This is a genomic window from Desulfosalsimonas sp. (assembly GCF_046483245.1).
GTDB lineage: Bacteria > Desulfobacterota > Desulfobacteria > Desulfobacterales > Desulfosalsimonadaceae > Desulfosalsimonas.
Window position 1 is genome coordinate 1 of record NZ_JAWODO010000021.1, and the last position, 15737, is coordinate 15737.

16 protein-coding genes, 1 tRNA gene and 2 riboswitches are annotated in these 15737 nt (G+C 51.8%); of the genes, 6 read left to right on the plus strand and 11 right to left on the minus strand.

Translation table 11 applies throughout. The features are described from left to right. Positions 1 to 501: ZIP family metal transporter (locus R6U41_RS02310; protein WP_410268217.1), on the plus strand; the 501-nt coding region annotated here is incomplete at its 5' end. 630 nt (positions 502 to 1131) lie between these two features. Beyond that, a complete protein-coding gene (locus R6U41_RS02315; protein WP_410268218.1) occupies positions 1132 to 1461 on the plus strand; it encodes a hypothetical protein in 330 nt (109 codons plus the stop codon). A gap of 162 nt (positions 1462 to 1623) precedes the next feature. Here the strand turns inward: R6U41_RS02315 and R6U41_RS02320 are convergent, their stop codons facing one another. The 3 genes from R6U41_RS02320 to R6U41_RS02330 form a co-directional block, all read right to left on the minus strand. Then, positions 1624 to 2370, minus strand: coding sequence for an enoyl-CoA hydratase (locus tag R6U41_RS02320; protein ID WP_410268219.1), 747 nt, complete (start codon positions 2368 to 2370; stop codon positions 1624 to 1626). Positions 2371 to 2528: 158 nt separating this feature from the next. After that, positions 2529 to 3032, minus strand: a complete 504-nt coding sequence (locus R6U41_RS02325; RefSeq protein WP_410268220.1) for a hypothetical protein — start codon at positions 3030 to 3032, stop codon at positions 2529 to 2531. Between the two features lie 201 nt (positions 3033 to 3233). Further along, positions 3234 to 4190 (minus strand): arsenic resistance protein, encoded by a 957-nt coding sequence (locus tag R6U41_RS02330; RefSeq protein WP_410268232.1) that lies wholly within the window; start codon positions 4188 to 4190, stop codon positions 3234 to 3236. A gap of 55 nt (positions 4191 to 4245) precedes the next feature. Here R6U41_RS02330 and R6U41_RS02335 point away from each other — a divergent pair, with 55 nt between their 5' ends. Beyond that, positions 4246 to 4455 (plus strand): tryptophan-rich sensory protein, encoded by a 210-nt coding sequence (locus R6U41_RS02335; RefSeq protein ID WP_410268221.1) that lies wholly within the window; start codon positions 4246 to 4248, stop codon positions 4453 to 4455. On the opposite strand, the gene R6U41_RS02340 is transcribed toward R6U41_RS02335, so the two are convergent. Further along, on the minus strand, positions 4440 to 5498 hold the full coding sequence (locus tag R6U41_RS02340) for a YcjF family protein (RefSeq protein WP_410268222.1): 1059 nt from the start codon (positions 5496 to 5498) through the stop codon (positions 4440 to 4442). The genes R6U41_RS02335 and R6U41_RS02340 overlap by 16 nt on opposite strands. A 93-nt stretch (positions 5499 to 5591) precedes the next feature. Further along, positions 5592 to 5684, minus strand: a riboswitch (cyclic di-GMP riboswitch). 660 nt (positions 5685 to 6344) lie between these two features. Between R6U41_RS02340 and R6U41_RS02345 the strand changes: the two genes are divergently transcribed. Both R6U41_RS02345 and R6U41_RS02350 read left to right on the plus strand, forming a co-directional pair. Next, positions 6345 to 6626 (plus strand): hypothetical protein, encoded by a 282-nt coding sequence (locus R6U41_RS02345; protein ID WP_410268223.1) that lies wholly within the window; start codon positions 6345 to 6347, stop codon positions 6624 to 6626. A 1-nt stretch (position 6627) separates the two neighbouring features. After that, positions 6628 to 7776 (plus strand): tyrosine-type recombinase/integrase, encoded by a 1149-nt coding sequence (locus R6U41_RS02350; RefSeq protein ID WP_410268224.1) that lies wholly within the window; start codon positions 6628 to 6630, stop codon positions 7774 to 7776. A 30-nt stretch (positions 7777 to 7806) separates the two neighbouring features. On the opposite strand, the gene R6U41_RS02355 is transcribed toward R6U41_RS02350, so the two are convergent. From R6U41_RS02355 to R6U41_RS02385, 7 genes are all read right to left on the minus strand, one after another. Beyond that, a tRNA-Leu gene (locus R6U41_RS02355) sits at positions 7807 to 7894 on the minus strand. Positions 7895 to 8019: 125 nt separating this feature from the next. After that, on the minus strand, positions 8020 to 9570 hold the full coding sequence (locus tag R6U41_RS02360) for a nicotinate phosphoribosyltransferase (protein WP_410268225.1): 1551 nt from the start codon (positions 9568 to 9570) through the stop codon (positions 8020 to 8022). Continuing rightward, positions 9567 to 10256, minus strand: coding sequence for an L-threonylcarbamoyladenylate synthase (locus tag R6U41_RS02365; protein WP_410268226.1), 690 nt, complete (start codon positions 10254 to 10256; stop codon positions 9567 to 9569). The genes R6U41_RS02360 and R6U41_RS02365 overlap by 4 nt, the downstream gene beginning before the upstream one ends. Beyond that, positions 10246 to 12012 carry a phosphoribosylamine--glycine ligase gene (purD, locus tag R6U41_RS02370; RefSeq protein WP_410268227.1) on the minus strand — a complete coding sequence of 589 codons (1767 nt, stop codon included), beginning with the start codon at positions 12010 to 12012 and terminating at the stop codon, positions 10246 to 10248. Before purD ends, R6U41_RS02365 begins: the two co-directional genes overlap by 11 nt. Positions 12013 to 12032: 20 nt before the next feature. Further along, positions 12033 to 12998: a D-alanine--D-alanine ligase gene (locus tag R6U41_RS02375; protein WP_410268228.1), complete on the minus strand. Its 966-nt coding sequence runs from the start codon at positions 12996 to 12998 to the stop codon at positions 12033 to 12035. 30 nt (positions 12999 to 13028) lie between these two features. Then, positions 13029 to 13526 carry an SHOCT domain-containing protein gene (locus R6U41_RS02380; RefSeq protein ID WP_410268229.1) on the minus strand — a complete coding sequence of 166 codons (498 nt, stop codon included), beginning with the start codon at positions 13524 to 13526 and terminating at the stop codon, positions 13029 to 13031. 22 nt (positions 13527 to 13548) lie between these two features. Then, entirely contained in the window at positions 13549 to 13968 is a 420-nt protein-coding gene (locus tag R6U41_RS02385) for a DUF1992 domain-containing protein (RefSeq protein ID WP_410268230.1), read from the minus strand. A 1234-nt stretch (positions 13969 to 15202) separates the two neighbouring features. Between R6U41_RS02385 and R6U41_RS02390 the strand changes: the two genes are divergently transcribed. Further along, positions 15203 to 15646, plus strand: coding sequence for a hypothetical protein (locus R6U41_RS02390; protein WP_410268231.1), 444 nt, complete (start codon positions 15203 to 15205; stop codon positions 15644 to 15646). Beyond that, positions 15609 to 15717: riboswitch (TPP riboswitch) on the plus strand. Its footprint overlaps the gene before it by 38 nt. Positions 15718 to 15737 lie beyond the last annotated feature (20 nt).

Consider the following 15737-nt stretch of genomic DNA (forward strand, 5'->3'; position numbering starts at 1 on the left):
AGCCTCGGCGTCTCCTTTTGCGCTGGTGGGCTCCTTTTTTGTATTATAGACATATATCTTAGCAAACAAGGAGGCACTAAAGCTCAGTTTATGGCGATGCTTTTGGACTTCTTTCCGGAAGCGCTCGCCCTTGGCGCGGTGTTTGGACACGATCATAGATTGGGCCTGTTGCTGGCCGCGTTCATCGGAGCTCAGAACCTGCCTGAAGGATTTAACTCCTACCGAGAGATAACGAGAGTGGGCACCAAGCCCCGCGTTGCGCTAAAAGCTCTTCTAGGGGCCAGCCTGCTCGGTCCTTTTGCAGCATGTACTGGTTACTTCTTTCTTCAGGATCAGGCCAAGTTAACAGCAACCATAATGACTTTCGCCAGTGGCGGGATTTTGTACATCATTTTCCAAGACATTGCTCCGCAATCGAAGATCAGAAAACACGGGATCTCAGCGATTGGCGCAGTCTTAGGTTTTGCCGTTGGATTGCTCGGCAAGAAATTGATGGGGTGAAAAAAACTCGTCTCCCAACAAGGCAAATGCAGCCGACTCGTAAACTCGCGGCTGATTAGCGCCGCGTAACTCAGCTTGTCAGCTTAGCCACTATTGCAGAAAAATCGTACCCGTGCAGCTTGCCGGTAATTTCCGACGGTATTTTAAAACAGCTTCCCGGTGCAACATAACTTGCCATCCAAAACAATATTCCTGCCTTTTCCCATCTGTTCATACTGTAAAAAGGTCCGGGACGACAAGGGATTCTGGAATCCGGTGGAAGCCTATATTTCAAAACATTCTCAGGCGGAATGGAGCCACGGCATATGCCCGGATTGCGACAGGATTCATTTTCCTGAATTTGATCTTCGCAGCAAGGATTGATAAAATCAGGACAATCTTTGATGTCACGAATACCTGCGGATAAGAAAGAAACCAGCGCAGGACAGGTAGGGGTGAATTAAGCAAGCTTTTTTCAAATCAAATCACCTGCAATAAGGCGCGACTTCGGTGTAACCCCTGTTTTTTGTGAACCAGGCCTTTAAACTGTTTTCACTGTACTTGGTACAATACGCTTGCGGGTTACTGGCGGTGTACAAATCTGTAAAAGTCAATTATACCCGGAAGATAAGTCATTTTTGTCTTTTTTTAATGCCTCTTTTCCTCGACGAGGTGATTGTTTATGAGCGGACCATAGACGTATTTCTCCTCGGTGCCGTGATTTCAATTGCCACCCTGCTAATATATATTGCCCCGGTGGGGCGCCGGGTTTCTGTTGTTAACATGATGTTTTCAGGATTTGATCGCCCGGAAGATCGGCCCATGACCCTGTTGTGGCTTTCAACCCAGGTAATCGCAGGTTACCTGATTATCATTCCTTTTCTTGTTCTTTATGTGTACTATGACATGGAACACCTGATTCTGCTGCCCTTGCTGATAACGGCAATCGGTGATGGACTGGCCGAACCGGTGGGAGTGTGATTCGGCCGGCACAGGTATCAGGTCCGTGCCCTTTTTTCGGACAAAAGATATTACCGCACCCTGGAAGGGAGCGCATGCGTATTCCGGTTGCTCGTGTGTTTGGTGCGTATTTTTATTCCTGGCGGTTTTTATCAAAGCAAAACCAGACAGGATGTTAAAAAGTCAATCCCGTTTATTCAATGTCTGCGAGGCAAACGATGTCCCGGATGCGGCAACCAGGTCTTTGAGGGGCTTTCTTTCGTTTTCCAGGGCCTCTGCAAAAGTGGCCTGGTTGCGGTACTCTATCAGGCCCTTTACGGTGAGGGCAGTCTCATTGTCGGCCTCGCAGATCATGCGGGCAATGGCTTCGGCCCGGGGCATAAGTTCCTCCGGGGCCAGCACCTCGTTTACCATTCCGCAGGCAAGGGCCTGTTCGGCGCGTATCCATTGGCAGGTAAGGGAAAACTGCTTGGCCAGCCTCTGGCCGACAGCTTGCTGCAGAAGCTGGGTCATGCCCCACCCGGGTCGGATTCCGATCCTGGCGTGGGTGTCTGCAAAAGCTGCTTTTTCAGAGGCAATCAGGAAATCGCAGTTCAGGGCGAGTTCAAATCCACCGGTGACTGCTGGTCCGTTAACCGCGCCTATTACGGGTTTTCTGCAATCTGCGACAATATCGACCAGGTCCCTGCCGTCGCCCCTGGGATCAACAAGGTTTTCGGTTTCCAGGCAGCCCAGATCCAGCCCGGCGCAGAAGGCCGGGCCTTTTCCTGTGATAATGATCACCCGTATCTCATCATCTGAGGCTGCTTTTTCCAGCCCGTCGTAAAGCCCCCTTAACAGGGCCTCGTTAATGGCATTTCTTCTTTCCGGCCGGTTAAGGGTTATGGTTGCGGCCTGGTTTTTATATTCAATCAGCACCGGATCTTCCATGTCTTCTTCCTGTTTTTAGAAATTGCAATATATATGCGTATTCCAGTGAAGTCGGCCACCCCTTCGGGATGATTCCGGCCACCTGTTCCGGTCCATATCGGCCACTTTTTCGTACCACAGCGCCGCTTTGGCCTCTAAAGATTGGAGGGAGAGCTGCATTACCATTGCCGGAAATCCAGAATAATGGTTTCGGTGAACACCTTCTTTATGAACTCGCTGATTTTACTGATTAAGACTTCCTCTTTAAATTGCTCCCGGGGGATTTTTTCCATCATTGTGTTATCGACCTTTTCTACATTGGGATTTATGACGGTCTCAATGTCGATCGATTGCGTGTGCTCGTTGGCCACAAAAGAAATTGTGGATTGAATATGCGATGGATAGAACCTGTCCACCGGAGGCGACAATAAGTGTCTGGGAATAAGGGAGAAAAAAAATCCGTAATGCATGTCCGACGGGGGGCTCTCCCGGAACTCTGCCTTATGCCCTCTGGCCGAAAGCTTTCCGGTCAGTTCCTCCAATCTCTTCCTGTAGTGATCCTGATAGTTCCCCTTAAAGCTGTCCCGGAATTCCGTGCAGCGGCTGATTTTTTTGCATTGTCCTTCCCGTGCTTTCTCGAGGTCCTTTTCATAATCTTCCAAGATGGTGTCGATGGGATTCATACACTGCCTCCAGGCGTGTTTAGATGTTCAGGTTTTCGCCCCCAACGAAAGCTTCGAAATCGATTTTCAATCCTCTTCTCCGAGACTTCATATGGAACATTTTGCTTAAGCGTTGATAGAATTTAACCGGCCCTTGCTGCCCTGAGCTTTTGTTTTGCTCTCCGCGCTGCCCTTGCTTCAGGGTGCTGCGGGAACGCGTCTTCATGTCATAGCTGCCAGTTTTTTACCATAATGTTGGGCAAAAAATGCCAGAGTCGGGACCTGAATAATATAACCCACGATCAGCAGCAGAATCATCAGTGAGGCTGATTCCATGGGAAATGTGCTGAGTACAAGGGCCAGGCAGATATTTACATGACGGGCGACAGAAGTATAGATGATCACCACTGCCTTTTCCCCGGGCATTGCACCACGGCGAATCAAAAAAAGGCTCCAGAGCACGCTGAGCGCATACATCAACAAATAGTATAGGAGTACCGGAACAACAACGATCCAGACCACGTCCAGGTTGTTTAGTAAAACAGCATTTCGTTTAAGCGACATGACCAGAAAAATTAATGTCAGCACCCCTATGCCCGAAATGCCGCCCAGCTCCGGTTTGATGCGGTTTTGATAAAATTGCGTGCCCTTATAGCCAATGATCAGCCGCCTGGTAATATCGCCCAGTATTAGTGGTGTCAGAAAAACCAGGAGAATATTTTTGATTATGGCCAGTTTGTTCACATCCACAGCATCGCCCATAAGCAGGGGAAAGATGAAGGGGAGCCCGACAAAGGCAGCAAAGAGCAGATTTGCCGGGATAAGATAAAGGGCTGTGGCCATGCGGGCCCCGGAGAAAGCCGTCCAGGCCGCACTCATGGCACTGGTCGGCACCAGGGCGATAAGATACATGGCCGAGGCCAGTTCCGGCTCGCCTTTCAAGAAAAGGCTGACTCCGATCCAGGCAATCAGGGGGGATATAAAAAAATTGAGAAACAGGGAGCAAAAAACAGGACGGGGTTCTTTTAAATGAAAAAATAATTGGTCAAAACGAGTATTGATCATCACCGGGAAAATGACCAAAAAAATAACTATTCCCACCAATAGGGGGCGCGGCAGATTCCAGCCGCCGAATAGTCTGAGATTGGCCAATCCGAGTACAATGGCCACTATCATCATCCAATGAAGGTTTTTTCGAACAAATGCAAGAACGCTAAGCAATTATTTCTCCTGGTTGCTGTTTTTCGCGTGGCATCTCGGTGGACTGTCGTTGGCAAATATACTGCTACTGCTCTTATGGGTCTTGATTGTTGCCACTCTGATCGTCTTCTGGCGCGTACGGGCGATAGTTGGTGCATTGCTTGTCCCGTACGTGCTGTGGGTAAGTTTCGCATCGCCACTGAACTATACAATTTGGCCGCTCAATCGTCAAATTTTGGGGTAATGTTTCAGCGCGGCAAAATCCTCCTCCCGGCGATTGATAGTGAATTTTCCGCTGTTATGCTTAGAAATCGATCCCATGGAGCAGAAACTGACGACTGCGGCAGTAGCACTTCCCACGGTTTGGCCATATACAGGAATAAGCTTGACGATTTGTCTGATGCCCATCCTAGCGGCATACCGGACTCCGATTCCCGCGCCTAACGCCCCTGCAAACTCAGCCATGTTTTTTCTGTTCCACGTCATTCCATACTGCCCGGCCAGGGCATGTAGCATTTTCGCTTGGATGGCCGGAACAGAAACCCCTCCGACGATCGGGAACGCATCAGTGGCGCCAGCGGCGCTTGCGTAATGGAGAACTTGAGTCTTCAGCCCTAAAAACTTCCTGGCTTCCTGATCCGCATGCTCCTTATCTGCGGTGAGGTGAGCAAGGATTGGCATCCGGTCTGCCAGTTTTTCTTTCAGTGAATCAACATCCCAACTTGATCCGTCTTCAAGCTCAAAATCAATTTCCACGGACTCCAAGGCTTGCCCCCATGCGTTTTCAGCCTGTTGTTGATTGTGGGATATGCATTTTCGCCTGTCTTGGGGGTTATCGATCAAGCAGATGCCTGTATGAACGACCAAAGCCTGTTTGATTCGGCCGGATTTGCTGATTTTACGAAGCGCACTGGATACGTCACTTTGCTCCGGCTCTTCCGCTTTCATCACGACTATCAAAGCGTGGGAACAATCCTGGCATGCCTCTATATCCTCTGTTGGATCATAATCAATGTCCGCTAAGCCCCGCGTGCCCAGAAAACGCATGAGAGGGCTCTCTTCTGGAAAATCGTAGCTGATCGCCGTCATGGTGCAAGGACTGTAACCGTTGCCAACCTGCACATGAGTGCTGCCAGTAACGGTTTGTATCAAGGTTGATTTCCCGGCCCCGGTTTTCCCCAACAGCCAGATTGTTGGAAGGCGATCTTTTTGGTTATCAAAAAAAGATTCAACCTCCGAAGATTTTTCAGGATTCAGAAATCCTTTAAAGCGGTCAAAAATCGCCACAGTACAACCCCCGTAAGATTAAAAGCTAACAGTCCAGAGTTTAAATTTAGAATGCGAGGCAATAGAGAAAGGGATAAAAGGGAGGAATACATAGTAGGCAAGCCCGCTGCCACTTCTTCTCAGTTGTACGAAGCCCGGCCGGTGCTTTTGCGCCCCACCCTTTCAAGTGGTTTACCTTTTTCTGCTTTTTGATGGATTAAGTCAAATTCTCACAAAATATTTCTCGTGTCAAATACGCAATGCATATTCCAATTGATGTCGGCCACCGATTCCGATTGATTCCGGCCACCTTCAACAAGCTATTTTCAGAGCAAAGCTTCGCTGGTTTAACAACAGCACCAGCGTGGCCCACTGCGCTGTAGGCGCGTTCAGCAACAAATCCGCAGCCGCATAGAACAACCCACCAGATCCTTCTGGAATATTTTGATGAAGAGGTTCACGCCCGGCTGCCTATGCGGCTTTTAGGGGCCAACCTGCTTATCCAATCCATTGTCCTGCAGGGGAAAAATCTTCGATCCAAAAACTCCTTCCTCTGTAACGATCTGATCTCAATATAAAACAAACTTTTTTTAAACAAATCGAAAATAATGCTTCGCAGGCCATTAATGAGTTAAAAAAAAGTTCCATAATGGAGTATGGAACCAGCAAATCAATATCCGGTCATCAACAGGCAAAAGTACCGGTTCTGGCCAAGCACCTCAAACGCAGACTTTCAACCAAAGAGGTGGCTGACTGCAAGGGCCTTGACGAGGACACCCCCGTGATCTTCACAAATAAAATATTTGATTAAATATGAAATAGATATTCAAAACAAGCTTTTTTGATCCAAAACACCAAGGCATGGTAATGGAAGACATCAACGGAAAAACCTTTTTAAAACAGGCTGAATTGGCTGAAAGGCGGTGCTGTTCCCAAGGCACTATCATCAACTACCGAAACAAGGGCTTGCTTCCATTTTTCCAGTTGCCTGAAAGCAGAAAGGTATTGTATCATATTACAGACATTTTAGAGCTTGAGGAGAAATACACAAAAAACAATACAAAAACGAAAGGTGGTAATAGCAAAAAGGCTGAAATAAAAAAGGTAAAGCCATGTGTATCAGCTCCAAAGAAAGCATGGAGGATATAACATGGCGAAAAAGAAACTGAACCATCATCTCTATCAGGACAGTGGCAGCCAGGTTTGGTATTTCCAGAAAAAGGTCAAGGGCTTTGACAAGCCCTATAAATTTTCTATGGAAACCACTTCAGTTACAGAGGCAAGGCGTAAACGGGATGAGTATCTCAAAGAAAATTTAGAATATCACGGATTTCTCCCGAGGACAAAAGCCCAAAAGTCGGATGAGGGGAGGCTGTTCGGCGAAGTGGCGCAACAGTGGGCAGATATCACCAAGGGCAAACTCGCCGAAACAACATATGAAAGTTACCGGAAGGTAATGAACACCCATATACTGCCAAACTTTGGCAATATGCCGATCAAATCCATTAGCAGCCTTGATATTGAGATTTTCATCAGTAAGCTTAGTTGCAATAATAAAACGAAACTGATGATCCTCACTCCGTTACGGCTCGTCATAAAATTTGCAAAAAAACATAACTTCATCGCGGTAAATCCGTTTGATGATGTCGAGCCGATCAAAAACCCGAAAAGAACCAAGAAACGAGCGCTGACATTGGATGAGATCAATCAGTTTATCAATTCGTTAAATGATTGGTGGGTGCCGTTGTTTGTTTTCCTGTTTTTTTCCGGGGCCCGAATCGCTGAAGCTTCCGGCTTAAAATGGAAGCATGTCAATCTGAAAAAGGGCTCTGTTAAAATTGAGAAAAACCTTGTTCGCGGTAAAGGCGGCAAAATGATTTACAAAGTGCCCAAAACGGATACATCCATCCGTGAGATAAAGCTTCCGAGTTTTGTCATTGAGGCCCTGCAGGATCAACGAAAGCGCTCATGGAAAGGCAGTGGCGAGGATTTTGTCTTTATAAACAAAGCTGGCAAACCGATTCACCGACAAACGCTGAATGAATCCGTCATAAATCCAACATTAAAAAAAATCGGTTTATCACGTAAAATCAGCATCAAAGATACAAGGGCGACATACATCACCAATACCCTGGATGCAAATGAACGGCTAAGCTTTGTACAGGGGCAGTGCGGATTTACGACCCCGCAGATGATAATCAACCACTATTATCGAAATATCCCCGCAAAGTATGATGGAGCGCTCATGGAAAAAGCCTGGAATTCTACCAGGATTCTACCAGAGTCTGAGGGCGTGTAAACACAACATACTGAAAACACAAATTAAAAATGGTGCCGGAGGCGAGACTCGAACTCGCAAGGGCGCAGGGCCCGGAGGATTTTGAGTCCTCTGCGTCTACCACTTCCACCACTCCGGCACTTTGACGAGGCTGTGTGTGCGGGATGTTCATCGCCCGAAGCATCGGGCGGATTTGGTTGGCAAAATAACCAAATCAGACAAAAAATGCAAGCATGTTTTGTCTTTGGCGGTTTTCGGGCCGGTCTATCGGATCTGTCCGCGTTTTTCCACAAGCTCGCGTTTTAACTGCCACAGCCTGGGTGTCAGGGACACGTGATAGAAATGGGGATTGACCAGGCGCTTGACCCCGGAATCCAGCCGGTCCAGGTCCCGGTCCCGGACCTGCCGCATTTCGTCGATGCCGGGGTGCTCATAGACCATCCGACCGTCTTTGATGATATCTGCCAGCAGGGGCTCGATGTGATCAATGTCTTTGCGGGAAATGGTGCGCCGGATTTCCCGGTCGCTGGGATGACGCAGTTCCAGGGGATCCATCTGATCCGGGTCCTCGTCCTGCATTCCCATAAGATCGGCCGTGGCATGATTGAGGCCGTTGTAAATGCGCCAGACATTTTTAAACCCGGGATTGATTATTTTTTCCGGGGTTTCCGAAACCTTGATGGCCGGAATCCATTCCTGATTTTTTTTCAGGGCGGTGAGCTTGTAAACCCCGTCCAGGGCGCCCTGTCCCCTGGAGGTCACAAGCCGGGTGCCCACCCCGTAAGCCAGGCGGCCGATGAGATGCTCCGGATCCAGGCCGTATTTGCGCGCCTCGTCCCGGATCTGGCTGATAATCTGCCAGACCACCATTTCATCGAGCTGGTTGCTCAGCAGGATCACCGTGTCTTCAAATCCGGCGGCATTGAGCATCCTGGCGGCCTGGATGGACAAGTGGGCCAGGTCGCCGGAGTCCAGGCGGATGCCCACGGGTTTGTGGCCCTTTTTCTTTAATTCCTCAAAGACCCTGATGGCGTTGGGAACCCCGGATTCCAGGGTGTTGATGGTATCCACCAGCAGAAGGCAGTCGTCAGGAAACACTTCCGAATACGCCCGGAATGCGGCCAGTTCGCCTTCGCCAAGGGCCATGAACGCCTGGACCATACTGTGGGCATGGGTGCCCTTGGCCGGATATCCCAGGGCATAAGAGATGCCCGTGTTGGAGGAAAAATCCGCGCCGCCGATCAGTGCGGCTCGGGTACCGGCATTTCCCCCACGGTCCTGAGCCCGGCGCAGCCCGAACTCAATCATCATCCGCCTGCAGCCCGCCTCCCGAACCCGGGAGGCCTTGGTGGCAATCAGGGTCTGGAAATTGATGCGGTTTAGCAAGGAGGACTCCATGATCTGGGCCAGGGCCAGGGGGCCCTGCACCACAGTGAGCGGCACGTTGGGATGTACCACCCGGCCTTCGGGCACGGCCTGGATGGTGAAATGATCCCGGAGGCACTGCTGTCTGAGCCAGCCGAGAAAATCATCGTCAAACATGGGCTTTCCGCTGCGCTGCTTTTGATTGCGCAGACACTCGATTTCCGCATCCCCGAAGCAGGCCTCCTGAACCCAGTCCGCAAACCATTCCAGGCCCGCGTTGATGCAGTATCCGGCCTGGTGTGATCCGTAATCCGGATAATTGCGGAAAAAATGCTCGAAATGGGCGTTCATCTCGTGCATGCCCATTCGGAAATACAGCTGGGCCATGGTCAGTTCGTACATATCCGTATAAAGCACGCCTTCGGCAAGCTTTCGCTGGCTGGTATTCATGATGTTACTCCTTTTATTTGCGTACCCGGATTCGGGCCCACAGATACCGGCAGCAGATCCTGTAATTGGGCTTCTGACACCGCGCCCTGGCGCAGAATCGCAGGCGGGTCACAAGTCACGTCCAGAATCGTGGAGCCCGATCCGGGGGCCAGGGCCCCGGCATCCAGGATCATATGGGCTGCCCGGGCAACCGGATCTGAAATTTCAGACACGCGCCCGGCCCCCGGAGCATTTGAGATGTTGGCGCTGGTGGCGGTAACCGGTATGCCCGCGGCCCGCACAAGAGCTGCGGCAGCCGGGTGGGCGGGCAGGCGGATGCCAATGGTGTCGGTGTTTGCCGTAAGATTTTCCGGCAAGCCCGGGGCTGCCCGGAAAACAAGGGTGATGCCCCCGGGCCAAAATTGGTCCATTACCTTGCAGGCGGCATCGGAAATTTCTGCGGCAAAGTTTTCAAGCAGATCCCGGCTGCTGATGAGAATGGAAACCGGATTTTTGGGCGGCCGGTTCTTGGCGGAAAACACCCGGTTCACGGCATCCGGGTTTAAGGCGTCAGCCCCCAGCCCGTAAAGGCTTCGGGTGGGAAAAACCACCAGTCCTCCCCTACGGATCCACCCGGCGGCTTCCTCTAGGACAGCCGGGTCCGGAAACCGGGCGCTGATCCGGCAGATGCGGGCTTTACCCCTCAAGGCTCCGGGCCTTTGCGTTGACCTCGTCTGCCATGCCGAACTTGTAGGACACCAGGCGCGATTCCAATTCCGGATCAGACAGGGCCAGGATCTGGGCGGCAAGCACTGCGGCGTTTTTGGCGCCCGGCTTTCCCACGGCCATGGTGGCCACGGGCACGCCCGGCGGCATCTGGACCGTGGATAAAAGCGCGTCAAACCCGCTTAAGGCAGAGGAATCAATGGGCACCCCGATGATGGGAACAGTGGTGTGCGCGGCCATGGCACCGGCGAGATGCGCGGCATGGCCGGCACCGGCAATAATCACCCGGATGCCCCTTTTGCGGGCGGTTTCGGCAAACTCCCCGGCCCGCTCCGGGGTCCGGTGGGCCGAGGCCACGGTGAGTTCATAGGGGATATCAAAGCGCTTGAGCAGGTCGGCGGCCGCGCTCATCACCGGCAGATCCGAATCACTGCCCATGATGATGCCAACAGCCGGGGCAACGGACAATCGCTTTTTGGCCTTTGCCCCGATGTCGGTGCGAAAGTGGATATTTTTCCAGGAAATTTTTTCCACAGCCTTATAGGCCCGGGATATGGCCTTGACAATGTCGTCGCCCAGGGCGGTCACCCCGAGGACCCGGCCGCCGGCAGTGACAATTTCGTTGTTTTTGGCGGCGGTTCCGGCATGAAAGGCTGCCACGTCCTTCATCCGCCGGACATTGGCCAGGCCGCTGATCCCGGCGCCTTTGGCATAGGACCCGGGGTATCCGCCCGCGGCCATGACCACACACACCGCAGGCCGGGGATCGATTTGAATGCGGCATTTGTCCAGCCCGCCATGGACCACGGCGCGGAGCAGCGGCACGATATCGCTTTTGAGCCGCATCATCAGGGGCTGGGTTTCCGGGTCTCCGAACCGGCAGTTAAACTCCACCACCCGGATCTTGTCCTTGTCAATCATGAGCCCGGCGTACAAAACCCCCTTGTAGGGGCGGCCCTCAGCGGCCAGGGCCCGGACCGCCGGACCCATGACCTGGTTCATGATCTTTTGCTGCATGACCGCATCGACCACCGGCGCCGGGGAATAAGCGCCCATGCCGCCGGTATTGGATCCCTTGTCGCCGTCATTTACTCTTTTGTGGTCCTGGGAAGCCGGCAGGGGCACAATGTGGGTGCCGTCTGTAAACGCGATAAACGAGGCTTCCTCGCCGGTGAGACACTCCTCAATGACCACAGTCTTGCCCGCATCCCCAAAGATTTTGTCCTGGATCATCTGTTTGACCGTATCCTGGGCCTGTTTCCGGGTGCTGCAGATGACAACCCCTTTGCCCGCGGCCAGGCCGTCGGCCTTGACAACAAGGGGCTCTTCCATGGTCCGAATGTATTTGCGCGCCTTTTCCAGGTCGGAAAACGCCCGGCCCCGGGCCGTGGGAATCCCGTATTTTTCCATGAGCTGCTTGGCGTAGGTTTTGCTGGCCTCAATCTCGGCGGCCGCGGCAGACGGGCCGAACACGGCCAGCCCGGCGGCCTCAAACGCGTCTGCAATCCCGGCCGACAAGGGGGCTTCCGGGCCCACCACGGTCAGGTCGACCCGGTTTTGCCCGGCAAAAGCCACCAGTTCGTCGATTGCATCAGCGGCAATATCCACGCAGGTTGCCACTTCCGCAATGCCCGCGTTGCCCGGGGCGCAGAAAATCTGATCGACTTCCGGGCTTTGGGCGATTTTCCAGGCCAGTGCATGCTCTCTTCCGCCGCTGCCGACAATGAGGATATTCATGGCGTCTTACTCCGTTTTTCTTATGCGTTGATCATTTCACCGGTCAATCCGGATTTTTTCTCCAGGGCCAGGCCGATTAACCGGTCCAGCAGTTGACTGTAATTCATGCCCGCTTTTGACGCCGCCAGGGGCAGCAGGCTTACCGGGGTCATGCCCGGGATGGTGTTGGTTTCCAGCACCCAGAGCCGGCCGCTGCTCAAAATCATGTCCGTGCGGCTGTATCCGGTGCAGAAAAGGGCCCTGTGGGCGGCCAGGGCAAGCTCGCGGCCCTGGCGGGCCAGATCCGAATCCAGCCGGGCCGGGCAGATCTCGTCGGTTTCGCCGGCCTGGTACTTGGCGTTGTAATCAAAAAACTCATGATCTTTTAAGGGAACGATTTCCACAAGAGGCAAGGCCTCCAGGTCCTGGTTGCCCAAGACCCCGCCGGTGATCTCGGTTCCCTGCAGGTATTGCTCCAAAAGGACTGTATCATCGCACGCATGAGCGGCCTCCAGGGCGGCGTCAAAGGCCCCCGGCGAGTGCACGATGCTCATTCCCAGACTCGAGCCGCCGCTTGCCGGCTTGACCACCAGGGGCAGGCCCAGCCGGTGCATGACGGCCTTTGCATCCACGGGCTCGCCCCTGCGGCTGGACTCCCAGGCCGGCACGGCAATGCCGGCTTTTTCGTAGAAAAACTTGGAGACCACCTTGTTCATGGCAATAGCGCTGCTCATGACCCCGGGGCACTGGTAGGGAATCTCCAGCAGGTCCAGCAGCCCCTGGATGGTGCCGTCCTCGCCCGGGGCGCCGTGGAGGATCACCAGGGCCACGTCAATGGACCGGGCATCGGCCACCAGACGGGAGAGATCGGTGCGCGGATCATATCTGGCAACCGTGTACCGGTCTTTGTCCAGGGCCTGGTATACCTGGTCGCCGCCTTTTTGTGAAATTTCCCTTTCCCCGGACGTTCCGCCGGAAAGCAGGGCAACATGGATTTTTTTGCTCATGATATTGCACCCGGGTTGCGATAAGCGGCCTTATTGGTCCAGAAGCCGCTGTTTGGCCCTTTCAAACTCTTCAGGGGTAATGATCCGGTTGTCGCGCATTTCGGCCAGGGACTCGAGCTTTTGGCGTTTTTCACCATCTGCGTGGGTCAGCAGCCGCGACGGTGCGCCGGATTCCAGATGCCGGCTGTCTGCTGATGATTCCGAATTCGTGTCCTGGATTTTAAATGAAGCCAGGCCGCCCATCACGTTTACTTCGATATTTTTGCCCCGAAACTCGGGCATGGCCAGCACCTGGACCATGGAACGGCTTTTTTTCCGGAGATAGCGCAGCACCATGTACCCGCAGCCAACGATCATCACCACGCCCCCCAGCAGAATCCAGGGAAGGTAATTGAGAATTCCGGTAAAAAACAGCACTACGATTCCCACAAGCCCCAGCAGGGCCACGTGGAACAGCAGGATGAAATAGGCGATAAATACGCCCTTCATGACGCTGTCGGGATTTTCTCTGTTTCGGAATATGGGCATTGACTTGTTCTTTATTTGATTTTCAGCACCCGTTTTTTCCGTCTTTGGCATCACCCCTGGCTTTTGAGTTGGCGGAAAGGCGTTCCACGAGCTTGTGCTCATACTGCTGGGGAACCTCGAAAATCACGGATCCGCCCCTTAATGTATTGAGTTTTAAGATCATGTAGTTGAGCTTCTTCATGGTCTTGTAGCGAAGGGCTTCGTCTTCCATGGTGGAAAGCAGGGTTTCGGTGCGGATGATCTCGTTTCGCAGCTCAACTTCCGGGGGCAGGCAGTCCGCATTTTTTAAAATTTTGTAGGCTAGGCGCAGTTCATCGGGAATTCGGCTGTAATCTTCATGATCCAGGGGTTTTCCGGCGCCCTTGAGGTTGTCGAATTCCCCGTTTCGCTGGGCGGCACGGATGCGTTCTTCAACGATCTTTTCAAATCCGGTAACAATCATTTTTCCGTCCCCTTCAATAACCTGGCCGCAAAATTTGAAACGCTCAGCTTAAGAATAACAAAGCCTCTCCGGTTTAACAACGAAGAGGCTCAGATACTCGAATTTGGTGGTGGCGATGCAGGGATTCCGTAGTAGCCTCACCGCTGATTAATATTTCCAATAAAATCAAGGGTCGCAATTTTTACACTCTCACCAAAATGGGTCTCATCTGCTAGCTATCTGCAACCTATATGAGAGTAAGTTTGGGGTATCGGAAAATGAATTCCGGTGCCCCATTTTTTTTGCACCCAGTCCCTAACTTTAGATTCTGGATATCATATAATATCGCCCAAAGGAACATAAAATTGAACCGGAAACAAAGCCCCCCAGATACTTACATGAAAGTCTCAACCACAAAGATTGTGATCTTGTCGGTTACAATGCTTTGTCGGCATTTTACAGCCTTTGATATCAGATACGCTGACCCCGTCTCCTGTATCCTTAGCCCCAGGAACTTTGTGACGGTTCCATGCAGTGACTCAGTGATCAGATTTCTGTGGAACAGAGGCTGCGGCATAATAAAAAACCACCGGCATGCACCGTGATTATTTTGCCAAGAATTCTTTAACAATACGCTGAGCAATAAAAGGGGCATTGCCACCGGTTCGGTTGTTGATAAGGATGCTGGTTTCAATGTCATCGTCTCTGGAAAGATTTACCACCGACCTTGTTTGACCTGCGGGCAATTTTGCCCTCATAGAGTTCCCTGGTATAGATCTGGCCAATCCAGCCTGCATACCTGTCACTGGCGGTGCCAATAAGGATATTGGGGTGGAGATTTCGGAATCGGAAATTTTCTGTATCAGAGTTTGGATTGGTCATGCTGTCACGTGTTGTATTGTTTATAGGGGTTAAGAGCGATGATTGTATTTAAACTCTTTTTTTATCATACGAGGGCATCACTGGGAAGTGCGGAGCAATGGGTTTTAAGTTTGAATCCTTTGTTATTTTGAAATTTATAAATATTGACACCGGCTTGCCCCCAAAATATAAATTGTTTTTCCCGTAAAAATAGATTGTTAATATCAAACAAAGGCTTCATATGCCCTTCGTAACCTGTATTATGGTAATTGAAAGAAATGGGCCGGGTACGGTTTCCTATGCTTGCTCAACTGATATGGGGCCGGTACTCTCACTCATTTCCTGGGGGAGATTGCTTTCCGGGCTTGCCTTGTATTTGGCAGATGAGCCACTCATGAAAAATAACCTCACTCAGTTACAAGCGCTCTGTGAGGCTGCTGAAATCGATGCATTTGTGCCAATATCACCACAGGACCTGTCCAATCAAGAGACTCCTGCTTTTGTGCTGCAGTTAAACACGATTGTTCAGGCTTCAGTTGAAATGGCGGTTGCCAAAGGAATATTTACAACCAACGGGTATAAGGCACAGGCATCGTGGGAACGTATTGGTCGTTATGTTAAATTCTTATTTGAGAACGGGCCTGGGGTATGGATTGGTGTGCATTTTGGCCTTTGGAAAAAGTATGGAGAAACCCCTCTCTGGATGGTTTTTGCCCAAACGGACTGGGGTCGTGCATTACAGTCACGGCCTTTGATTGAAGCGTGGGCTGCCAGAAAGGGTATATTTGTGGCACCGGGACCGGTTCCGTTGGGGGTGCCACGCCTCGGCGTGGGCTGAGAGTCCGCTTCAGGACACCCTTTGAACCTGATCAGGGTAATGCCTGCGAAGGGAAACGGAGGCGTGAAGAGGACCTTCCTCCTCCCCGCCG

Coding starts and splice junctions, on each gene's coding strand:
- R6U41_RS02315 (WP_410268218.1), top strand. CDS start 1,132: ATGCCTCTTTTCCTCGACGAGGTGATTGTTTATGAGCGGACCATAGAC.
- R6U41_RS02320 (WP_410268219.1), bottom strand. CDS start 2,370: ATGGAAGATCCGGTGCTGATTGAATATAAAAACCAGGCCGCAACCATA.
- R6U41_RS02325 (WP_410268220.1), bottom strand. CDS start 3,032: ATGAATCCCATCGACACCATCTTGGAAGATTATGAAAAGGACCTCGAG.
- R6U41_RS02330 (WP_410268232.1), bottom strand. CDS start 4,190: ATGATGATAGTGGCCATTGTACTCGGATTGGCCAATCTCAGACTATTC.
- R6U41_RS02345 (WP_410268223.1), top strand. CDS start 6,345: ATGGAAGACATCAACGGAAAAACCTTTTTAAAACAGGCTGAATTGGCT.
- R6U41_RS02350 (WP_410268224.1), top strand. CDS start 6,628: ATGGCGAAAAAGAAACTGAACCATCATCTCTATCAGGACAGTGGCAGC.
- R6U41_RS02360 (WP_410268225.1), bottom strand. CDS start 9,570: ATGAATACCAGCCAGCGAAAGCTTGCCGAAGGCGTGCTTTATACGGAT.
- purD (WP_410268227.1), bottom strand. CDS start 12,012: ATGAATATCCTCATTGTCGGCAGCGGCGGAAGAGAGCATGCACTGGCC.
- R6U41_RS02375 (WP_410268228.1), bottom strand. CDS start 12,998: ATGAGCAAAAAAATCCATGTTGCCCTGCTTTCCGGCGGAACGTCCGGG.
- R6U41_RS02380 (WP_410268229.1), bottom strand. CDS start 13,526: ATGCCCATATTCCGAAACAGAGAAAATCCCGACAGCGTCATGAAGGGC.
- R6U41_RS02385 (WP_410268230.1), bottom strand. CDS start 13,968: ATGATTGTTACCGGATTTGAAAAGATCGTTGAAGAACGCATCCGTGCC.
- R6U41_RS02390 (WP_410268231.1), top strand. CDS start 15,203: ATGAAAAATAACCTCACTCAGTTACAAGCGCTCTGTGAGGCTGCTGAA.